This is a genomic window from Pseudomonas sp., assembly GCF_030698175.1.
GTDB lineage: Bacteria > Pseudomonadota > Gammaproteobacteria > Pseudomonadales > Pseudomonadaceae > Aquipseudomonas.
Map to the genome: position 1 here is coordinate 58497 of NZ_JAUYNT010000011.1, position 19002 is coordinate 77498.

Consider the following 19002-nt stretch of genomic DNA (forward strand, 5'->3'; position numbering starts at 1 on the left):
CTCGATGCCAGCCGTCAAAGTTAAAGAGAATGAACCCTTCGACGTAGCTCTGCGTCGTTTCAAGCGTACCTGCGAAAAAGCCGGCGTTATGGCCGAAGTTCGTAGCCGTGAGTTCTACGAGAAACCAACTTCCGAGCGCAAGCGTAAAGCTGCCGCGGCAGTTAAGCGTCACGCGAAGAAAGTGCAGCGCGAACAGCGCCGTCACGAACGTCTGTACTGAGTTCACTGCTACGCCGCTAACGCTACTGCGGTAATGCCCAGCCTCGGCTGAGCACTACCGCAGTGTCACACCACACTCCGCTTCGCGACTCAGCGAATGGCCGGAGTTTTTTTGTTTTTGACGGCCCAAACCGCCTCACGCAGTAACCTGAATCCTATGGCCGGCCTGATTCCACAATCTTTTATCGACGACCTCCTGAACCGCACCGACATCGTCGACGTGGTGAGTTCGCGCATCAGCTTAAAAAAATCCGGCAAGAACCACAGCGCCTGCTGCCCCTTCCATAAAGAGAAGACCCCATCTTTTAGCGTCAGCCCAGACAAGCAGTTCTACTACTGCTTCGGCTGCGGCGCCGGCGGCAACGCCCTGGGCTTTATCATGGACCACGACCACCTGGACTTTATCCAGGCCGTGGAAGAGCTGGCCAAACGCGCCGGCATGGAAGTGCCCCGCGAGGAAGGCGGCCGCCTGCAAGCGCCGCGCCAACCCAGCGATTCGCCGATTTACGCACTGCTAACTGCCGCCAGCGAGTTTTATCGCCAAGCCCTGAAAAGCCATCCAACCCGCAAAGCCGCCGTCGACTACCTCAAGGGCCGCGGCCTGTCGGGCGAGATCGCCCGCGACTTCAGCTTAGGCTTCGCCCCGCCCGGCTGGGACAATCTGGCCAAACACCTGGGCGGCGACACGCTGGCGCAAAAGAACCTGATCGACGCCGGCCTGCTGGTGGAAAACGCCGACAACCCCGAGAAAGTTAAGCGCTACGACCGCTTCCGCGACCGGGTGATCTTCCCGATTCGCGATAGCCGCGGCCGCGTCATCGCCTTTGGTGGTCGCGTACTGGGCGACGACAAACCGAAATACCTGAACTCGCCGGAGACTTCGGTATTTCATAAAGGCCAAGAGCTTTATGGCCTTTATGAAGCACGCCAAAGCAATCGCCATCTCGACGAGATCATGGTGGTCGAAGGCTATATGGACGTCATTGCCCTGGCCCAACAAGGCCTGCGCAACGCCGTGGCCACGCTCGGCACCGCCACCAGCGAAGAACACCTCAAGCGCCTGTTTCGTATAGTGCCCAGCGTACTGTTTTGCTTCGACGGCGACCAAGCCGGGCGCAAAGCCGCCTGGCGCGCCCTGGAAGCCACCCTGTCGAGCCTGCAAGATGGCCGCCGCGCGCGCTTTTTGTTTTTGCCCGAAGGCGAAGACCCCGACACCCTGGTCCGCAGCGAGGGCACCGAGGCGTTTCGCGCGCGCATCAACCAGCAAGCCCAGCCACTGGCCGATTATTTTTTCCAGCAGCTTTGCCAAGAAGCCGACCCGCGCTCCATGGAAGGCAAGGCGCACCTCGCCACCCTCGCCGCCCCGCTGATCGACAAGGTCCCCGGCGCCAATCTGCGCACCCTGATGCGCCAACGCCTGAGCGAAATCACCGGCCTCAACAGCAATAACAGCGACCCGATCAGCCACAACCCAGCACCGCCTGCACCCGCCGACTATCCGCCACAGATCAATTACGACGCACCGCCCGACTACGGCGACATGGCCGATATTGCCGACTACGCCGACTACATCGAAATGCCGGCCGCCATCGGCTACGGCCAGCAAAACAGCTGGAAGAAGACTGAAGGCAAGGCCTGGAACAAAGACAAAAACTGGAAAAAAGGCGGCAATGACGACGCCCCACGCGGACCGCGCAAAGCCGTCAACGTCGAATCACCGACCCTGACCGCCCTGCGCACCTTGCTGCATCACCCACAATTGGCGCAGAAAGTCGAAGACGCCAGCCACTTCGCCGCCGAAGACGACACCTACGCCCAGTTGCTGGTCGCCCTACTGGAAGCGCTGCAAAAGAATCCAAAGCTGCGCAGCCTGCAGTTGATTGCCCGCTGGCACGGCACCGACCAGGGCCGCCTGCTGCGCGCACTGGCGGAAAAGGAATGGCTGATTTCAGCCGACAACCTTGAACAACAGTTTTTCGACACTATAACTAGTCTTGCAGCCCGTCAGCGCGAACACAGCCTTGAGCGCCTGCTGCGCAAAGCGCGCGAAGGCGAACTCAGCACTGAAGATAAAGAGCAGTTACGCGACCTACTAAGCCGCAATACGCCAGTAATAGCCCCAACTACAACTGGCGCATAAGGCCGTTTCACGGGTATAATCCGCGGCTTGTTTTTTGCCCGCCAAGACCTTCAATGGATAGGGTGTTATGTCCGGAAAAGCGCAACAACAGTCCCGCCTAAAAGATTTGATCAGTCGTGGTCGTGAGCAGGGTTACCTGACTTACGCGGACGTCAACGACCACCTGCCGGAAGAAATTTCCGATCCAGAGCAGGTCGAAGACATCATCCGCATGATCAACGACATGGGGATCAAGGTTTTCGAAACCGCTCCTGATGCAGATGCCCTGCTATTAGCCGAAGCCGATACCGATGAAGCCGCCGCCGAAGAAGCCGCCGCTGCGCTGGCATCGGTCGAAAGCGACATTGGCCGCACTACCGATCCCGTGCGCATGTATATGCGCGAAATGGGCACGGTAGAGCTCCTCACCCGCGAAGGCGAAATTGTAATCGCCAAACGCATCGAGGAAGGCATCCGCGAAGTCATGGGCGCTATCGCCCACTTCCCTGGCACCGTCGCCGGCGTACTCGCCGAATACGACCGTGTCAGCGTCGAAGGCGGCAAGCTCACCGACCTCTTTATCGGCTATATCGATCCCGATGACGGCAGCGTTCCCGCCGAAGTCGCGCCCGTAGTGCCAGTCGTCCCAGAAGAAAAGGCTGAAGACGAAGAAGACGACGGCAAAGAAAAAGCCGCCGAGGAAGAAGAGGAAGAAGTCGAGACCGGCCCCGATCCAGAAGTTGCCCGTCAACGTTTCGGCGCCGTACTGGAGCAGTTGGAAAAGTCCAAAAAGGTCCTGAAGAAGCACGGTCGCAGCAGCAAGCAAGGCATTGCCGAGCTGGCTCTACTGGCCGAGCTGTTTATGCCGATCAAGCTGATCCCTAAACAGTTCGAAGTGTTGGTGGTGCGGGTTCGCGGCGCTCTGGAAGCCATACGCGCCCAAGAACGCGCCATCATGCAGCTCTGCGTGCGTGATGCGCGGATGCCGCGCGCCGATTTTCTGCGCCTGTTCCCCGGCCATGAAATCGACGAAAGCTGGAGCGACGCGCTGGCCAAAGGCAAAAGCAAATACGCTGAAGCCATCGGCCGCCTGCAACCAGACATCCAACGCTGCCAGCAAAAGCTGATCGCATTGGAAGCCGACTGCAGCCTGACCATCGCCGAAATCAAAGACATCAACCGCCGCATGTCGATCGGTGAGGCCAAGGCCCGCCGCGCGAAGAAGGAAATGGTTGAGGCAAACTTGCGTCTGGTGATCTCGATCGCCAAGAAGTACACCAACCGCGGCCTGCAGTTCCTCGATCTGATTCAGGAAGGCAACATCGGCCTGATGAAGGCGGTGGACAAGTTCGAATACCGTCGCGGCTACAAGTTCTCCACCTACGCCACCTGGTGGATTCGCCAGGCGATCACTCGCTCCATTGCCGACCAGGCGCGGACCATCCGCATCCCGGTGCATATGATCGAGACGATCAACAAGCTCAACCGTATCTCGCGGCAAATGCTGCAAGAGATGGGTCGCGAACCGACCCCGGAAGAGCTCGGCGAGCGCATGGAAATGCCCGAGGACAAAATCCGCAAGGTATTGAAGATCGCCAAAGAGCCGATCTCCATGGAAACCCCAATCGGCGACGACGAAGACTCGCACCTGGGCGACTTCATTGAAGACTCCACCATGCAATCGCCGATCGACTTGGCGACTGTAGAGAGCCTCAAAGAAGCCACCCGCGACGTACTCGGCGGCCTTACCGCCCGCGAAGCCAAAGTGCTGCGCATGCGTTTCGGCATCGACATGAATACCGACCACACCCTTGAGGAAGTCGGTAAACAGTTCGACGTGACCCGCGAGCGGATCCGCCAGATCGAAGCCAAGGCACTGCGCAAGCTACGCCACCCGTCACGAAGCGAGCATCTACGCTCCTTCCTCGACGAGTAACAACAAAACCCCAGCCCCGGCTGGGGTTTTTGTTTTAGCTCCCGCACCGCACCGGCTAAAACAAAAACCTGCGCAACTACCCGATCATTTCGCCGCCAACGCACCGTTAAGTTGGCGCTAACCGCACCACCTCGTTATAATCCGCCGGCTTTCTGGGGCCCATAGCTCAGTTGGTTAGAGCAGAGGACTCATAATCCTTTGGTCCACGGTTCGAGTCCGTGTGGGCCCACCAGCTTCAAAGCCCCGCAATGCGGGGCTTTTTTATGCACGCTAGAAAAGCAGCTAGAGCAGTCCTATAGTCCAAAGGTACAAATTCAGTACAGTGCCGGTACAGCAGCACACCTTTGGAGCAGAAAAAAGATGGCCACCATCGTCAAAACGGAAGCCGGCACATGGAAAGCCCTAGTGCGCAAAACAGGCTGGCCGACCAATACCAAAACCTTCCGCACCAAGCGCGACGCCGAAGACTGGGCACGCCGCACCGAGGACGAAATGGTCAGGGGCGTGTACATCCAGCGCAGCGGCTCCGAACGCTTGACCTTGGAAATGGCCCTGAAGCGCTACCTCAGCGAGGTCAGCCCAACCAAGAAGCCGACCACCCAGCGCGCAGAAGCCACCAAAGCCCAGCAGCTGATCAGCCACCTGGGCAAATACTCCATGGCCGCCCTCTCCGCTGAAATCATCGCCGGCTACCGCGATGCCCGCCTGGCCTCGATCACCAATCGCGACAAACCCACCAGCAACAACACCGTGCGCCTAGAGCTGGCCCTACTCAGCCACCTGTTCACCGTAGCCATTCAGGAATGGGGCCTGGGCCTCAGCTTCAACCCAGTGCTAAACATACGCAAACCAAGCCCCGGCGAAGGCCGTGACCGCCGTTTATCCGCAGAAGAAGAACGCCGCCTGCTGACAGCCGTAAACAATCACAGCAACCCCATGCTCGGCTGGATCGTCCGCATCGCGCTGGAAACAGGCATGCGCTCATCCGAAATCACATCCCTGCGCAGACATCAGGTTGATATGAAAAAGCGCGTGGTGCGCCTCTCAGACACCAAGAACGATAGCGCACGCACCGTCCCACTCAGCAAGTGGGCCACAGAAACATTCCAGACAGCGCTGAACAACCCGATACGGCCGACTGACTGTGACCTGGTGTTCTTTGGCGAGCCAGGCAAAAACGGCAAGCGCAGCCCCTACGCCTTCACCAAGACATGGGGACTACTGAAAACCAAACTCGGCATGCCGGATCTGCGCTTCCACGACCTGCGGCATGAGGCGGTAAGCCGATTGGTCGAAGGCGGCCTATCCGACCAGGAGGTGTCCGCCATCAGCGGGCACAAGTCGATGCAGATGCTGAAGCGCTACACGCACCTGCGGGCAGAGGACTTGGTAGGGAAACTAGATAGAATTACGAGCAGCGGGCTAGCCGATTGACTGAAATCTCGTTGGTCTGTGCTGCAACTGAAAGCCCTCAGGTGTTTGCTCATCAGTACTGCTCCCCCAAAAAGGATGGACAAGTCCGTACTTTTTGGGGGAGCCCAGCTTAAATCTTTCAAGCTCAAGACAGCCCATATAGCTGCTGCTTCAGCAGACTCGTTGAGATTTCATCAGCATCACGACGAACCAGTACTGCAACCTCGCGCTCCAGCAACCCCATGTGCTGTGCAATTTCCGGGATTGGCATGCCCTGCGCGTACAGTGATTTCAGCTCAGTAAATACAGCATCACTCACTGGCGACTCGCCGGTCGTAGGGTCGATACATGCTCTTGCCCGACGCAGCCTGACTAAATCATCAAGCCCCTTCCAAGCCTTAGATACTGCCTGGCGAGAAATCCCAAGCCGCCTGGCAATTTCCGCCTGATGAAGCCCTTCCTTATGAAGAACCCAAATCTTTTCACGAAGGCCTGGATTGGTTGCCGGCGATGCCGTCACGGGACGTAACTTGGAGTGCACTTGGTCATAAGCAGTCTTGCGCAGCTCCTGTGTATCGGCACCATTAGGCAACGGAAACCGAAACAAAAAGCCGGAACGCCCTCGCCCCCTCAAAGCCTCTAGCTCACGTCGGAAAGCCTGCTTGTATGGAAGATCACGGCGGTATCGTGATTTGGGCTCACCAGGATCGTGGACTTCACAATATCGGTTACTCAGCTTTCTCCACTTAGCTTCTGGCGAATACTTGCTAGGGCCTTCCTCTGTGCAAACCAACGAACTCCACCTCTTCGTCATACGCCAGCAGAGCTCACAATACGAGGCCGCCTGCGGCCGAGTGCGATCATCACTCAACCAATTGCCGAAGTAGATGGAGCGACCTGGACGCAGCGCAGCAAGAACCGAGAGCAGCCGCATTGCAGTATCCAACGTACTGCAAAAGTGGTGACAGGCAGGCTCATATGGATCGCTCACAGCGTCCTGAGCACTTCGAATCACATACCGTAGATTTGTATACCAAAGCCGAAGATTAGAAACCTGCCAGTCCACATCCATGGTGTCTGGTGGCTTCATCTCAAACTGATCTATCTTGCTGATTCTTAGCTCTGTCCGGTCATACCCACTCGGGCACTCAATTATCACGGGATCAGCTCGCCATTCAGGTGGACTCTTCCCCATGCCAGATAGCTTCATGTTGCCCAACAGCTGATTGGGCCAGCCCCCTGAATAACTTTCGACAGCATGCGTAAAGGCTTCATCTAGAATCGACCTGACCCCTGCCCAAACAGAATACCTACGGGATGTCAGGCTATACGAAGAGGTCAGTTTTGCCGAAAACAATGCAATGCACTCAGCAAAGCCCGGATCACACTGATCAAATGCTGTGAGCTGCTGCAAGTGGACAGCGAAGTTTTCAGCTCGTCTCATGTCAACCTAAAACCATAACTCTATGTCTCCATCCTAGGCGTATTCATGCGTAACGTTCAACCTACATTCCACATGTAGGCGTAACCACCAATGACCACCGAAGAACTAATCTTGAGCAGCAACGGCGGCTCGCCCCTGCTATCCCTCGGGCAGGTTGCTGAAATTCTCCATCGCAGCCCGGAAGGGCTCCGCATAACGCTCTCCGGGGACAATGAGATTGCCCGGAAGCTAAAGCCCGCACGGATAAAGATCGGTCGGCGCGTCTACTTTCGAGTGGGTTCTATCGCTCAATTCATTGATGAGGCCTGAGCGAGTCCCGATGTACCTGACTGACAAAATTGCTCGGATGCAACAGGTCGCATTAGAGCGCCCAAAACCGTGCGTAGAGCCTGCGCTGTCAGTCGCAGCAATGCCTGTTTATCAGATGCCATTTTGGCCTGAAGAGACCCGCGGCGTGCCCAATGCGCTGCTCCGCTCAGCCTTATTTTCCGCAACGACTAAAAGTACACGCCGCTACGTAGACCGAGAGCTGCTGCACGCTCAGGGAGACATGCGAATTCGTTATAGCGGCCCCGGCTTGGGACAGGGTGATTTAGACGTTTGGGAAACAGTGCTGCACCTTGCCCGCTCTTACACCCAGAGCTTCGAGATACGAACGACCAGTTACCAACTCCTGAAGCTACAGAGCAAAGCCGATGCCGGTACAAATCGTAAAGCGCTGCACAGCTGCATCGTCCGCCTAAAGGCTTCCGCTGTGGAGATCGAACACGGCCCCTACAGTTATGTGGGTAGCCTGATTGACGAAGCTTTCCGAGATATGGCCACGAATGAATACGTCATACGTTTGAACCCAAGGCTCTGCGGCCTCTTCGTGCATGGCTCATTCACACGAGTAGACTGGGATGTCAGGCGCTCGCTTTCTGGTAAACCACTGGCGCAATGGCTGCATGGCTATTTCTCCAGCCACGCCAAGCCATTCCCGATCGGTATCGAAACACTTTTGCGCCTCTCAGGCAGTAACGATCAATCAGTACATAGCGGCGTGCAAAATGTGCGCAGAGCACTGGATGCGCTGGCCCGCTCCAGTAATGAGCATGCTCAACTCTTCAGTTACACGATCCACAATAAAACGGTGCATGTCGTTCGGCAGCCAACCAAAGCGCAGCGTAAACACCTGGGAAACCGGTCGCTGCGCAGTCAAAAAAAGCAATAGAAGATACCGTAGCAGTGGCTAGAAAATACCGAAGCGCTGGCTAGGACATACCGAAGCACTGGCTAGAGAACCCCGAAGCATTGGCTAATTTTATGGCCGGCAAACTGCCCTGCGGCCCCCGAAACCATTGGCCTCCGTCACCAAAGGCAGAAGCCTCTAATCCTTTCTAATCTATTTAGAATCAAGAACATCTACCGCACATCACCACCGGCAGGAACAGGGTAAACAGCTCTGCAACAGCGTGGACGGGGTATCACCCGTCGCCATAGCCATTACCATCTAGAGCCCCCCGAGAACATTCGCCATGCTTCCTATGCACAATCCACCACACTCAGGCGAAGCCCTACGTGCAGACGTGCTCCCAGCGCTGGGGCTAACAGCTGTGAGCCTGACTAAGCGCCTAGGCTGCCGCCCAGCCTACTTTCAGCAGTCATGCTATGCGTTACCCCCATAAGCCACGAACTCGCTATACAGCTCGAATTTGCAGGCTTGGGCAGAGCCGGCCATTGGCTAGCCCAGCAAGCCGCCTATGACCGCTGGCAAGCGCAACAAAAAGCCCTCATAAATGAGGGCTTTCCGAATAGATCACGGTCAGCGCTGTTCGTAGTCAGATCGGCGTAGCCTCCTGGGAACGTCGAAGCTTGTTAAACAAGAGTGCTGCCAACCCGGCATAAAATACAACGACACTAAAAAATCCGCTCAGGGACGTCCCTTTAGCCACGTCAACACAATCCTGTAAAACAACTATCCAAGTTACAAGCAAGCACAAATTCAGCAGAGTACAATTTGCCGTTTGTGCAGCTATGTTTTCAACGTTCAAAGCAGCACGAACACATCTAACATTCTTTTGCGTCAGAGTAGCCACTATGAAAGTTGCTACCACAGCAATAGAGCCCACCAATAATAATAGATACAGATTCATTTTAACCTCGCGAAACATTATTAAAGCGCGATGCAGTTAGCTGCCTATACGCCGCCATAGGAATACCAGCCACTCTTGCTGTACTACCTGGATTCTGGCTAGCCCATCTTGCATTACTATCTTTTTGGCGACGAGCCGCACGCATATCAGACAGCGTTTTACCTGTAGCAATGTTTTTTGCTCCAACCACTCCACCTTTCGCCTTGTTGTATACCGCCCCTGCAGCGCCCAACGTGCTGATCGCGACTCCACCACCTAATGCAGACGCGACAGAGTTAACCTGCGCAAGCAGTAGCGAACCGATAACACAAATAGCCGCAGCGGGAACAATATCACTCACTTGCGGATCAAGCTTTATGCCTGCACCACTCTCCGTGAGATACATTTCAAGAACCGCCATCACCAATTTTATACATGCGCCGGCAAGTACAACGGTAAAACCATAGTTTAGAGCCTGACCTAACCAGCCCTCAAAAAAACGCTTTGTCGAATCGAACATCAGCAACACTATAAATATCGGTCCAAGGGCAAGCAGAATAGCCAGCATGAATTTAGAAAGGCATAGAAGAAACGCGGCATAAGCCGTCAAAGCCAAACCAACAGTCCAAACGGCAACAGCGCAAAGAATCAATCCAATGTGCGGAATAGTCGATGCGGTGCCCTTGACCCAAAAAGATGCGCCTAGCGAATACATCTGTGACATCAGACCATCGAGATATGCTGCCGAACCTGAGCCGGGCGCACCTTGCACAACAAGCGCCGCCAGCGCCTCTGGAAAACGCCAAATAAAATCGACTACAGAATCATTGTAATAACCAACGTTCAGGGCTAACCCCGCGATCAGGGAGAGTCGCATCACACGCCACGCAAAATCCGTAATAAGCTCATCAATCACACCTCGCATCATCATCAATCCGTGAATGATGAAATACAGCACTAAAAGTTGTGAGGTGACCGGTCCGATTGAATCCATTACCCTGACCACTACATCATTCACATAAATATTTAGCGCAGCATCCAACTCAGAAAAAATGCGACTAAAAAAACCGAACTCAGCAACGTCCATTTATCTACCACCCCTTACGCTTAACGAACTCAACAGCATCCCGACTCAGGGCAGCCGATACTTTCAGGCACTCGGGGTCATTCGGAGTTTCCGTACAGAAACTCTCCAGATACTCATGCTGGGTATATCCTTTACCGTCCAAAATTATTCTGGACGGATTTTCAACAAACGGAGCGCCCTCTTTGCAACCCGCGAGCAGGAGCACAAGCGCAGCCAATATAATCCCCCTCATGCTCACCACCCCTCACGCTTAACGAATTCGCCAGCCTTAATCGCAACCTCTCTGGACTGCTGATCCAATATCTCTCTCTGGCCAGACTGCAGCTGCGCCAATAGAGCGATTTTGTTCTGTTCGTTCTGAAGCAACATTTGCTCACCCTGAATCCTAGCTTGCAGGTCCTGAATATCCTTTAGCTCAGTTGCCCCGTTCACCTTATTCAGCAAATCATTCAGGGAATTAAATCGAGAGCTAACCTGGTTGTACCCTTGTTCGCTTATCGACAGGCTTAATGCGTTCTGATTCTGCGAGCGTTGATACACATGCATGGCATCACTATCTATGGACAACCCCATTTGGTTCGCCTCCATAATTTTGGACGCCTCAAGTACCGAGCTATAGTCGGCCTCTGCCATTACAGACTGCCAGTCGCCCGCTAAATACCCGTAGTCACTTCTTGCCAAGCCACCCATGCCGCGACTGCCATTCATGCTTCCATGCGTTTCCTGCATCTGCTGATACTGCTGAACCAATTGCTCATATTGGGCCTGCATCTCGGCAATCTCCTTACCCCACTGCACAACGGTTTGAGCGAACTCCGCAACTCGCATGCTGTTGGACACGCCATCTATAACAGGTATCCCAGCGTGAGCTACCTGATGACTTATCAATACAGTCGAGACCAATACCGACACCAAGCATCTGGATAGTAAATTCGCGTAACTATTCATATTTATTCAATCCATTACTAAATCTACCGAGACAACAATCATTTAGGCCAAAAACTTCAAACGCCAAAATAATTGCACCAAACCTAACCTTACCCCACACATGAAAATTCGCGAACAAAGACTTTTGCATCTGGAATGCATCTGGAATGCATCTGGAATAATATCAAATGCATACGAACTGCCTCCTAGATACCTATGGGATGCTCTAATAACGTTCTAAATTTGTATTACTTTTGCTCTAATAGTGCTCTAACCCTGTATCACTTCTGCTCTAATCTTGCTTCACAAATGCTCACAAACTGCTCACAAACTGCTCACGAGAAAAAATAATAAGAAGCGGAAAAATAATCTAGTGCAGGATAGGTCGGCGAGCGGCAATCCTGACATAACGACCAGGGTTACTCCCGCCATCCACTCACAAGCGGGGCAACCTATACGGGTTGATCAAATTTTCGCGTCCGCGAAAATGTTGGGTATATTCATGATTTTCGCGGACGCGAAAAACTACACTAGGCAGATAAACTAGCCTCAGGCATACGCCTGCTCTTCAACACTCAAGGAGGAGACCCAATGACCCAGGAAGAGAACGATCATCTCTTTACCCGGCAGCTAGCCGAGTACCGAGAGCTGTTTGCAGACATGGACGAGTTGAACCGAACGCTCTGGTTTGCAGTCAACGAAGAGAATGAGCTGATGTCATTCATCGTCGGGGCCGGTGAGACACCAGATCAAGCCATACCGCGATTCAAGGTAAAACTGCTGGCCATTGCTGCCGCCTTGGAGTCCCTGCCATGTGCCGCCACCGAGCAGCGCAATATTGCCGAGCTTCGCCACATGGCAGCTCATATGAGCACTGCATGCCCCGCTGAGAAAGTTACTCCCGAAGGCGAAGACTATCTTTCTGGGCTTGCCCGCATGAGCCCAGGTGAGTTTTCACAGCACATCGACGAGCTATACAAGCAAACCCTAGAAGACCTGCGCTCGGAAGGTGCGATCTGAAACAGCACGATCGGTCTTGACTCAAAACATGGGCATGATGCATCTGTGATTTTCGCGGACGCGAAAAATTATGACTGATAAGTCACCGAGTTATTTTCGCGGACGCGAAAATCTCAGCGCAGAGAAACGAACCGACATCATCGGCGACCTGGAGCGGTTAATACTTAGTACAACCGTGGCATCGGCTCTGATGTACCTCCGCCTACACAAGGTCAACTGCCCCTAAGCGGAGGTATGATCGGGCACAAACTGCATGCTACTTATCAAGGACGACTCTGATGGAAAGCACTCTCCCCGCTCTACTGGAAAACAACCTAGGCTTTGCCCTTGCTACCGGATTTATCACGCTGCTGGGATTCTCGATCAAAATCCTTAAAGGGGCTTTTGACTTTCACTACGAGTACTTCACCCGGCGGCACTTGCGCCGCATGACAGATCTTCTTCCCCAAGTAGATCCAGACAGCCTGCTGCATCATTTCCTCAAGCAGGCCATCAGCATTGAAGTGTTCAAAATTGCTTCCGGGCTGAAAACCACAAGTCTCTATGCCGCAGCCCTGATGCACCTGTGCAAGTTCAAGCGCATATCACCTAACCGGGTAAAACACTTCGTGCGTCACATAGAGATTCGCCCTGACGGCCATGTGAGTCTCTCGATCAACACCATGGACAAGGTGGCCGCTTACTATTCCGTCACAGCAGCAGCCGTTATTTTCATTTTCGGGGGGTATGCGTTCGTAACCAGCTTTGCCATAAATGAGAAATATGGCTGGATTGCCGGTGCAGTAATGTTCCTGATTTGTAGCATTGCGGTGCGGTTTTTTCTAAAGGACTGGCGCAATTATCAGGAGGTCAAACGTATTCAAAGCGACCTGCTCGCCAACCCATTACCCATCTCTGAAGAGTGCCAAGCCGTTGCATGCCGCCCAACCACTCAGGCCGAAACAACAGACCAAGCAGAGATCCACCCAGTAAAAGGCACCGGTCATACAGATGCTTCTGTCGCTCACTCTGCTGCGCAAATACCTCAGCCAAATGCAGTACCTTCCGCTGTTGCTGATCCAGCATCTGCCTGAAGAAGTAATGCCCAAAGCCTGGGCATAGATGACCTGGTGGGCCTAATTGGACAGCGAGCCGAATAGGCTTACTAATCGGCTCACCAATGAGCAAGCCCCATGAATTACCCCTTCTGGATCTGGGAGCAACCCACCTGCCCCTACTTCAACTGGCAGGCCGAACCGCTGCCCCGTCGCCGCATGCCCGCACCCAGGCCCTGGGTGTCTATGCGCCTGGGTCGACATAGATTAGTGAACGCCAGACAGTTACATCGGTACCATGGCTTTCAGGTTGCGTAGTCGGCTGCACACGCCCTGTTTTCTCAATCAGCCCCTCCCTGTGAGCCCGACGCATCACCCCACCTAGGGCGCGCGCTTCACTTGGCTTCCGAAGTCCAGTTGTCCATATGTCGTCAGGCGTAAATTCTGACTGCATCTCAGCAACCTGACGCACTGCGGTGTATGCCAATTCGGCCCAATTGTTATCTGCCATGCAGCTGCCCTCAAATACCTTCGCAGAGAAAATGTTCGCGGTTCATCAAATAATCGACATCGGAAAGGTTGCGCAGCTTTCCCTCCCTGGAAACCACTCCGGCCCAACAACACTCTTCTTGACCGGAGCACTGAACTGATCAAGTGAATTGGATACTGATTTGAGCCTATCCAGCCGCTCCTGGGCCATGCTGGTGCTCCCTAAGGAGCCAATAGCTGGTTCAAGCTAGAAAGCGGACCGGCACCGTCACGGAGCATGAAAATTTTATCGGGCTCACTCATGAACCAGGCAAACGAGCCCCAGGCCAAGCCGGTGACGGTCTTCTTGAAACCAGCCGACTCCCGATCCGCATACGCAGTGACAAAAGCCACTTGCGAGCGTTTGAAGCCGCCTTTGTCTGTCAGCTCGAACAGGGCATCCTGGCGACGCGCGGTGATTGCGCCATCGGTGGCCACCACCTCGATAAAGACGATTAGGGGATTGCTCGGTCCGAGGTCTACTAGGATCAGATCGGGTAGGTTCTTCTGCGCCTCGATGTCGAGCCCAATAGTGGAGGCCATGCGCAGGTCCTGCATAGCGACCTTGTTACTCGACTCACTGAGCCAAAGCACAGCAGGCCTTTCTAGGAACTGCCTAGCGAACACTTCAACGACTGCTCGCGAAATCAAAGAGCTGGGGCCGTAAGACAAAGTACGCGTATCCCCGTTTGGGAACTGAACCATCACGCCTTCTTTGTCGATAGCACCAAGACGCATCAACGAAACACGAGCAAGCGCACCTTTGTTCAGATGTTCCTCTTGCCACTTGGGAATGGCAGCCCCCAAAGCGTCGCCATGGAGCTCGGGATTGAACAAGGCGGCGAGATCAGACTTGAGTGCGTAGCGCGGCTTGCCGGATGTAGTGGGAACATCTTTATCCTCCATGACAGCACCAACGGCTAATAGACCTTCGCGGAGAGTCTCGTCGCGGATGGGCTCTCGGGTGTTGTCGGCGTACCAGCGCTTGCCAGGAACCTCGAACGACTTCTTGCGCAGGTTAGACCTGTAGCTGAGGCGTTCCTCGTCGCTGTTATTCGCCGCCTGTAGGTCGGTCATACGATATACATGTACCGGTCCCAGCCGAACACTGGTGTGCTCGACAGCCCCGATATACAGCATGGCGAATACCGTGCTGGCTGCCAGTTCGCGGGTGCAGTAATTTCGATTCGGAGTTCCTTCCGGAAAGATCAGCAGGAGCCTTTCAGCGACCAGATCCCTTGGCACGTATGGCGGCAGCACTAAATATCCCCTTCAAACAATCGGCTGCACGCAGCCTCGATGATTTCGCGGGCTGCGCCGGCATCAACCAGCCTGGTTAGTTCAGTGAGGCTTTCAGGGGCAGGCAGCGGCAGCGACTCCAGCTCGTACGCCGAGACTGCAACCGATCCGCTTATGCAGCGAAATGCCCGGTCTGCGGCCGCGCTGTTGATGAACGCACCCAGCACCTCGGCGCTGACCAGGGGGAACTCGGTGATCGGCCGAACCATATTAATATGGTTCTCGACGACAACACCGCCGTGCTTCTCTATGAACTCGGCGGGCAGCGCGGTGGCAATCAGGCGGCGGCTCTGCTCCTTGGCAGTGGTTCGCTGCAGCAAGACACATGGTTTAGTGGTTACCAACCAGCTGTCCCCATCTTTCAGCTCGAAGTAGGGAGCGTGGTTCCTCTTATCTGCACGGAATATAAATCGACCGTCAGCAGTGATTGCCTCGGCCCAAATCAGTGGCAAGCGCTTGCTGCTAGGCCGGTGCGCAAGCTGGTTCTTGAAACGATTCCACACCAACGGCCCGGTGCTCACACCATAGCCCCAGTCAGCCAAACGATGGGGCATGTGCGTCAAGCATTCGACTAAGGAGCTTTGCTCAGCCGTACGAGGCAAGAGCCAGGGCAGCGATGGATCAACGGGGAGAGTAATTTCCCCCGCCTGCTGAACCTCCAAACCGTCTGTAGTAGGGGCTATTTCGGCAACGATTACCGGAGCGCTATCCGCGCCACGACGATAGGTCGCCAGAGCAGTTTCCTGCAGCACGTCATCAAAAACACCCTTACGAGCGGTGACAAAATCGATGGACAGAGGGGGCGCAGACCGTCCTAGCAAGGCCCGTAGGTTCTTGAAATAGACACCAGCGAGGAATGAGGTCGGGGTAACGTAGGCAATTACGCCGCCCAACTTAGTGTGGCGTAGAGCCAAATCAGTAAACAGTCCGTACAAATTGGCGTGACCGTACAGCGATTGCTTGTAGCGTTCGCGGGTCTCAGCATCAAGTTTAGTTCTACCGTATGGTGGATTACCTATCACAAGGTCGAAACGATCTTTCGGAAGACTACGACGCAGAGAGTCACAGACAGTAACCATGACGGGCAGCTTGCGCCCGGCCAGCCGGCTGATCGGCAGTACAACAGCATCTAGGGTGACTTGGCTAAGCCAGGCCCCAAAAGGATCGATCTCGTAACCACGCAAACGGTTGCCAATACTCTGCATCAGCAACTTTGGGCTGCAGTCTTTTTGCTCATCCATGATTCGTTGGGCGATGGGTGCCAGGAAGGCTCCCCCACCACAGGCCGGATCAAGTACGCGGCACTTCGCCCAATCAACATTGGCGGTCGTTGCCTGGTCGATCAGGCGAGCGGTCAAGGCAGGTGGCGTGTAGAAAATACCGTATTCCCCGCGATGCTCGGCCGGGAGCATGCTGGTATAGGTCATGCCGATCTGATAAGCAGCTGGCTCGGCGTCAAAACTCGCGGCAGTTCGGCCAATTGTTTCTGCCAAGGCAATGGCGGCCTCAGGCAGCAACTCGGTGTGAAATGGCTGAAGCGGCGCACGCAGCTCTTGGGGAATAGTGTGGCCGCTGTTCAGGCCATGCCACCAAGCCTCAATCAGACGAGTGCCGAACGCGCGCGCCAGCGCTAATTGATGGTCGACTGGAAAAGTACTGGCCAAGGCGCGGGCCATGACCCTTGCAGAGGCCATAACCTGGCTCGGAGTCTCCGCAACCATTTGGTATTCCAATCGTGCCTGTTTTGCCTGTGCCGTGCGAGCCATACACCCCCCCCTTTTGCGGGCCAAGATTCTACAGGATTCGGCATCCGCGCCGACCGCTATTGCGTAATACTGCGTGATAAAGTGATGCCCAACAATCGCAGGAGCGCCAAATATGCAACTGAAATACCCCCAGTTCGAGCCAGGCCAAGTGGTACGTAGCGCAGTCGGTGAGCATCTGTTGATTGCATACCAATTGGGCTGCCAAGTCTTTGTTGAGGGTAAAACTGACTGGTATCACCCAACGAAACTGATTCAATCCGACGCAAAGGCGAACAAAGCAAGATAGGCCACAACGTACACTGTGCTCACTCCCTGTGCTCGCCTGCTATGAGAGTCACCCAACACCGCAGAGCACTGTTTAAACATACAGCCAAACCAGGCTTATGTCATATCTGCTTCCAGGCACGCCTAGAAAGCACCCATCTAAAACGCACGCCGATAGATAACAAGCTAAAACGGGACAGCGGCAGTCCACCGGCATCAGCAAAGCCGTGTGCTTTACCGAAGATGTCGGCGTGATCGTCCATGTGCTCAGCTACGGAAATTGGCCACGCTTGCTCACTGAGCCAGTGCAGTTTTCGTGAGCCCAAGTGGGCGAAGACGCTCTAGAAGTGCACGTGCAAGTTCCAAGATCGCCTCATCCCGGTCTAACTCTAGGGCGTTGTTATGAGCCAAGTCACGTCAACTCATTTGTAGCCCTTATGACCAATGCGGCCATTACGTAGCCCATGGGCTACAAATCAATTCTAACGACTCTTGTGGAGATGTAGCTCAAGGGCTACATTTTTCGACGTGTACGCTTTTTTTGATGCCCGAGGGCTACAAATGACCTCTCTATACGATGTTTCCGAAATGCTAAAACAGGCGCGTGGTGACGCGAAGCTAAGCCAAGAGGCATTGGCCAACAGTGCCGGTGTATCACGCTCCACAGTGGCCCGCATGGAAACATTAGCCAAAGGCGATATGAGCGTCTCAGTGCTGGTTCGCCTGCTGGAAGCGGCAGGCTATGACTTGAAGCTGGTTAAGGCCGGTCACGTACGCACGGTTGAAGACATCCTCAATGAGCAGCGGTCCGAGAGAGGATAAGCATGAGCCGAATAACCGGAACAATCGGCTCACACAATGAGCTAAATAACGCCATGTATCGGCTCACCGCCTGAGCAACCGCATCTTCCTTTCTCACTGAGCCTTTTGTTTTGGCGTCAAATGCTCAGGCTATAAGCGCTACTGAATACTTTCGTTCATTTACGCTTACTTTCGGTACTATCCGGTTAACTCAGGATTGCTGAAGGTTAAGAAATGGACTTCACCCCCGTCATCGCGCAGGTCTGGGGCACGCTTGGCTGGTTTATCCCGCTGATGCTGCTGATCAGTCTGCTCAAGTCGCCTTGGACCAAGGGTCAGCTCGGCGAGCTTCTGGTACGCCTGTTCGCCCATTGGCAGCTGGATAAGCAGACCTACCGCCGCCTGCATAACGTCACCCTGAGCACGCCAGATGGCACCACCCAGATCGACCACGTATTCCTCTCGCCCTACGGCATCTTCGTGCTGGAAACGAAGAACATGAGCGGCTGGATCTTCGGCAGCGAGAAGCAGGCGCAGTGGACGCAGAAGCTTTACAAACGCACGTTCAAATTCCAGAACCCGCTGCGGCAGAACTACAAGCACCTTAAAGCCCTGGAAGCCACTCTTGGCGTTAATCCCGAGCACCTGCACTCGGTCCTCACCTTTGTAGGCGGCAGCACCTTCAAAACCGAAGTGCCTGCAAACGTGACCCAGGGCATCGGTTTTATCGGCTATATCAAGTCATTCCAGCAGCCGGTCTTCAGCGAGGCTGAAGTCGACGCCATGCTGCACGCCCTGCAAACCGGCCGCCGTTCACCGACACTCGCCACACACCGCGAGCATGTGCAAAACCTCAAACGCCGTAGCGGTCCGACAGCCGAGCGGCATTGCCCGAAATGCGGCAGGGCTCTGCTGATTCGTACCGTGAAATCAGGGACGAAAGCGGGCCAACAGTTTTGGGGATGCTCTGCGTTTCCAAAGTGTCGGACAAGGCAGAATCTCTGAGATGAGATATCACGCCTGGCTTCCTA

At 54.7% G+C, this 19002-nt stretch carries 15 protein-coding genes and 1 tRNA gene; 11 read left to right on the forward strand and 5 right to left on the reverse strand.

All coding sequences use genetic code 11. The annotated features are described in order from the left end of the window. Window positions 1-4 precede the first annotated feature (4 nt). From rpsU to Q8R10_RS05570, 5 genes are all read left to right on the forward strand, one after another. On the forward strand, window positions 5-220 hold the full coding sequence (gene rpsU / locus Q8R10_RS05550) for a 30S ribosomal protein S21 (protein ID WP_305651786.1): 216 nt from the start codon (window positions 5-7) through the stop codon (window positions 218-220). 156 nt (window positions 221-376) lie between these two features. Continuing rightward, entirely contained in the window at window positions 377-2359 is a 1983-nt protein-coding gene (gene dnaG, locus Q8R10_RS05555; protein WP_305651831.1) for a DNA primase, read from the forward strand. Window positions 2360-2426: 67 nt separating this feature from the next. Next, on the forward strand, window positions 2427-4274 hold the full coding sequence (gene rpoD, locus Q8R10_RS05560; protein ID WP_305651788.1) for an RNA polymerase sigma factor RpoD: 1848 nt from the start codon (window positions 2427-2429) through the stop codon (window positions 4272-4274). Window positions 4275-4429: 155 nt separating this feature from the next. Further along, window positions 4430-4506: transfer RNA gene (locus Q8R10_RS05565), tRNA-Ile, on the forward strand. A 128-nt stretch (window positions 4507-4634) separates the two neighbouring features. Further along, on the forward strand, window positions 4635-5708 hold the full coding sequence (locus tag Q8R10_RS05570) for a site-specific integrase (protein WP_305651790.1): 1074 nt from the start codon (window positions 4635-4637) through the stop codon (window positions 5706-5708). Window positions 5709-5832: 124 nt separating this feature from the next. Here the strand turns inward: Q8R10_RS05570 and Q8R10_RS05575 are convergent, their stop codons facing one another. Then, a complete protein-coding gene (locus Q8R10_RS05575) occupies window positions 5833-6294 on the reverse strand; it encodes a MarR family transcriptional regulator (RefSeq protein ID WP_305651792.1) in 462 nt (153 codons plus the stop codon). A gap of 927 nt (window positions 6295-7221) precedes the next feature. On the opposite strand from Q8R10_RS05575, the gene Q8R10_RS05580 reads away from it, so the two are divergent. Next, the gene (locus tag Q8R10_RS05580) at window positions 7222-7440 is read left to right on the forward strand and encodes a DNA-binding protein (protein WP_305651794.1); all 219 of its coding nucleotides are present in this window, start codon (window positions 7222-7224) and stop codon (window positions 7438-7440) included. 10 nt (window positions 7441-7450) lie between these two features. Beyond that, complete coding sequence (trfA, locus tag Q8R10_RS05585) at window positions 7451-8344, forward strand: plasmid replication initiator TrfA (protein WP_305651796.1); 894 nt, start codon at window positions 7451-7453, stop codon at window positions 8342-8344. A gap of 923 nt (window positions 8345-9267) precedes the next feature. On the opposite strand, the gene Q8R10_RS05595 is transcribed toward trfA, so the two are convergent. Together Q8R10_RS05595 and Q8R10_RS05600 are read right to left on the reverse strand one after the other, a co-directional pair. Beyond that, complete coding sequence (locus Q8R10_RS05595; protein ID WP_305651798.1) at window positions 9268-10332, reverse strand: type IV secretion system protein; 1065 nt, start codon at window positions 10330-10332, stop codon at window positions 9268-9270. 234 nt (window positions 10333-10566) lie between these two features. Then, window positions 10567-11280 (reverse strand): type IV secretion system protein, encoded by a 714-nt coding sequence (locus tag Q8R10_RS05600; protein ID WP_305651800.1) that lies wholly within the window; start codon window positions 11278-11280, stop codon window positions 10567-10569. A gap of 570 nt (window positions 11281-11850) precedes the next feature. Between Q8R10_RS05600 and Q8R10_RS05605 the strand changes: the two genes are divergently transcribed. Beyond that, window positions 11851-12279, forward strand: coding sequence for a hypothetical protein (locus tag Q8R10_RS05605; protein WP_305651802.1), 429 nt, complete (start codon window positions 11851-11853; stop codon window positions 12277-12279). 278 nt (window positions 12280-12557) lie between these two features. Next, entirely contained in the window at window positions 12558-13352 is a 795-nt protein-coding gene (locus Q8R10_RS05610; protein ID WP_305651803.1) for a hypothetical protein, read from the forward strand. 672 nt (window positions 13353-14024) lie between these two features. Here Q8R10_RS05610 and Q8R10_RS05615 read toward each other — a convergent pair. Together Q8R10_RS05615 and Q8R10_RS05620 are read right to left on the reverse strand one after the other, a co-directional pair. Continuing rightward, the gene (locus Q8R10_RS05615) at window positions 14025-15101 is read right to left on the reverse strand and encodes a BsuBI/PstI family type II restriction endonuclease (protein ID WP_305651805.1); all 1077 of its coding nucleotides are present in this window, start codon (window positions 15099-15101) and stop codon (window positions 14025-14027) included. After that, window positions 15101-16906 (reverse strand): class I SAM-dependent DNA methyltransferase, encoded by a 1806-nt coding sequence (locus Q8R10_RS05620; RefSeq protein WP_305651807.1) that lies wholly within the window; start codon window positions 16904-16906, stop codon window positions 15101-15103. The genes Q8R10_RS05615 and Q8R10_RS05620 overlap by 1 nt, the downstream gene beginning before the upstream one ends. A gap of 825 nt (window positions 16907-17731) precedes the next feature. On the opposite strand from Q8R10_RS05620, the gene Q8R10_RS05625 reads away from it, so the two are divergent. Together Q8R10_RS05625 and Q8R10_RS05630 are read left to right on the forward strand one after the other, a co-directional pair. Further along, window positions 17732-17992, forward strand: coding sequence for a helix-turn-helix transcriptional regulator (locus tag Q8R10_RS05625; protein WP_305651808.1), 261 nt, complete (start codon window positions 17732-17734; stop codon window positions 17990-17992). Window positions 17993-18205: 213 nt separating this feature from the next. Next, a complete protein-coding gene (locus Q8R10_RS05630; protein WP_305651810.1) occupies window positions 18206-18976 on the forward strand; it encodes a nuclease-related domain-containing protein in 771 nt (256 codons plus the stop codon). The last annotated feature ends 26 nt before the right edge of the window (window positions 18977-19002 follow it).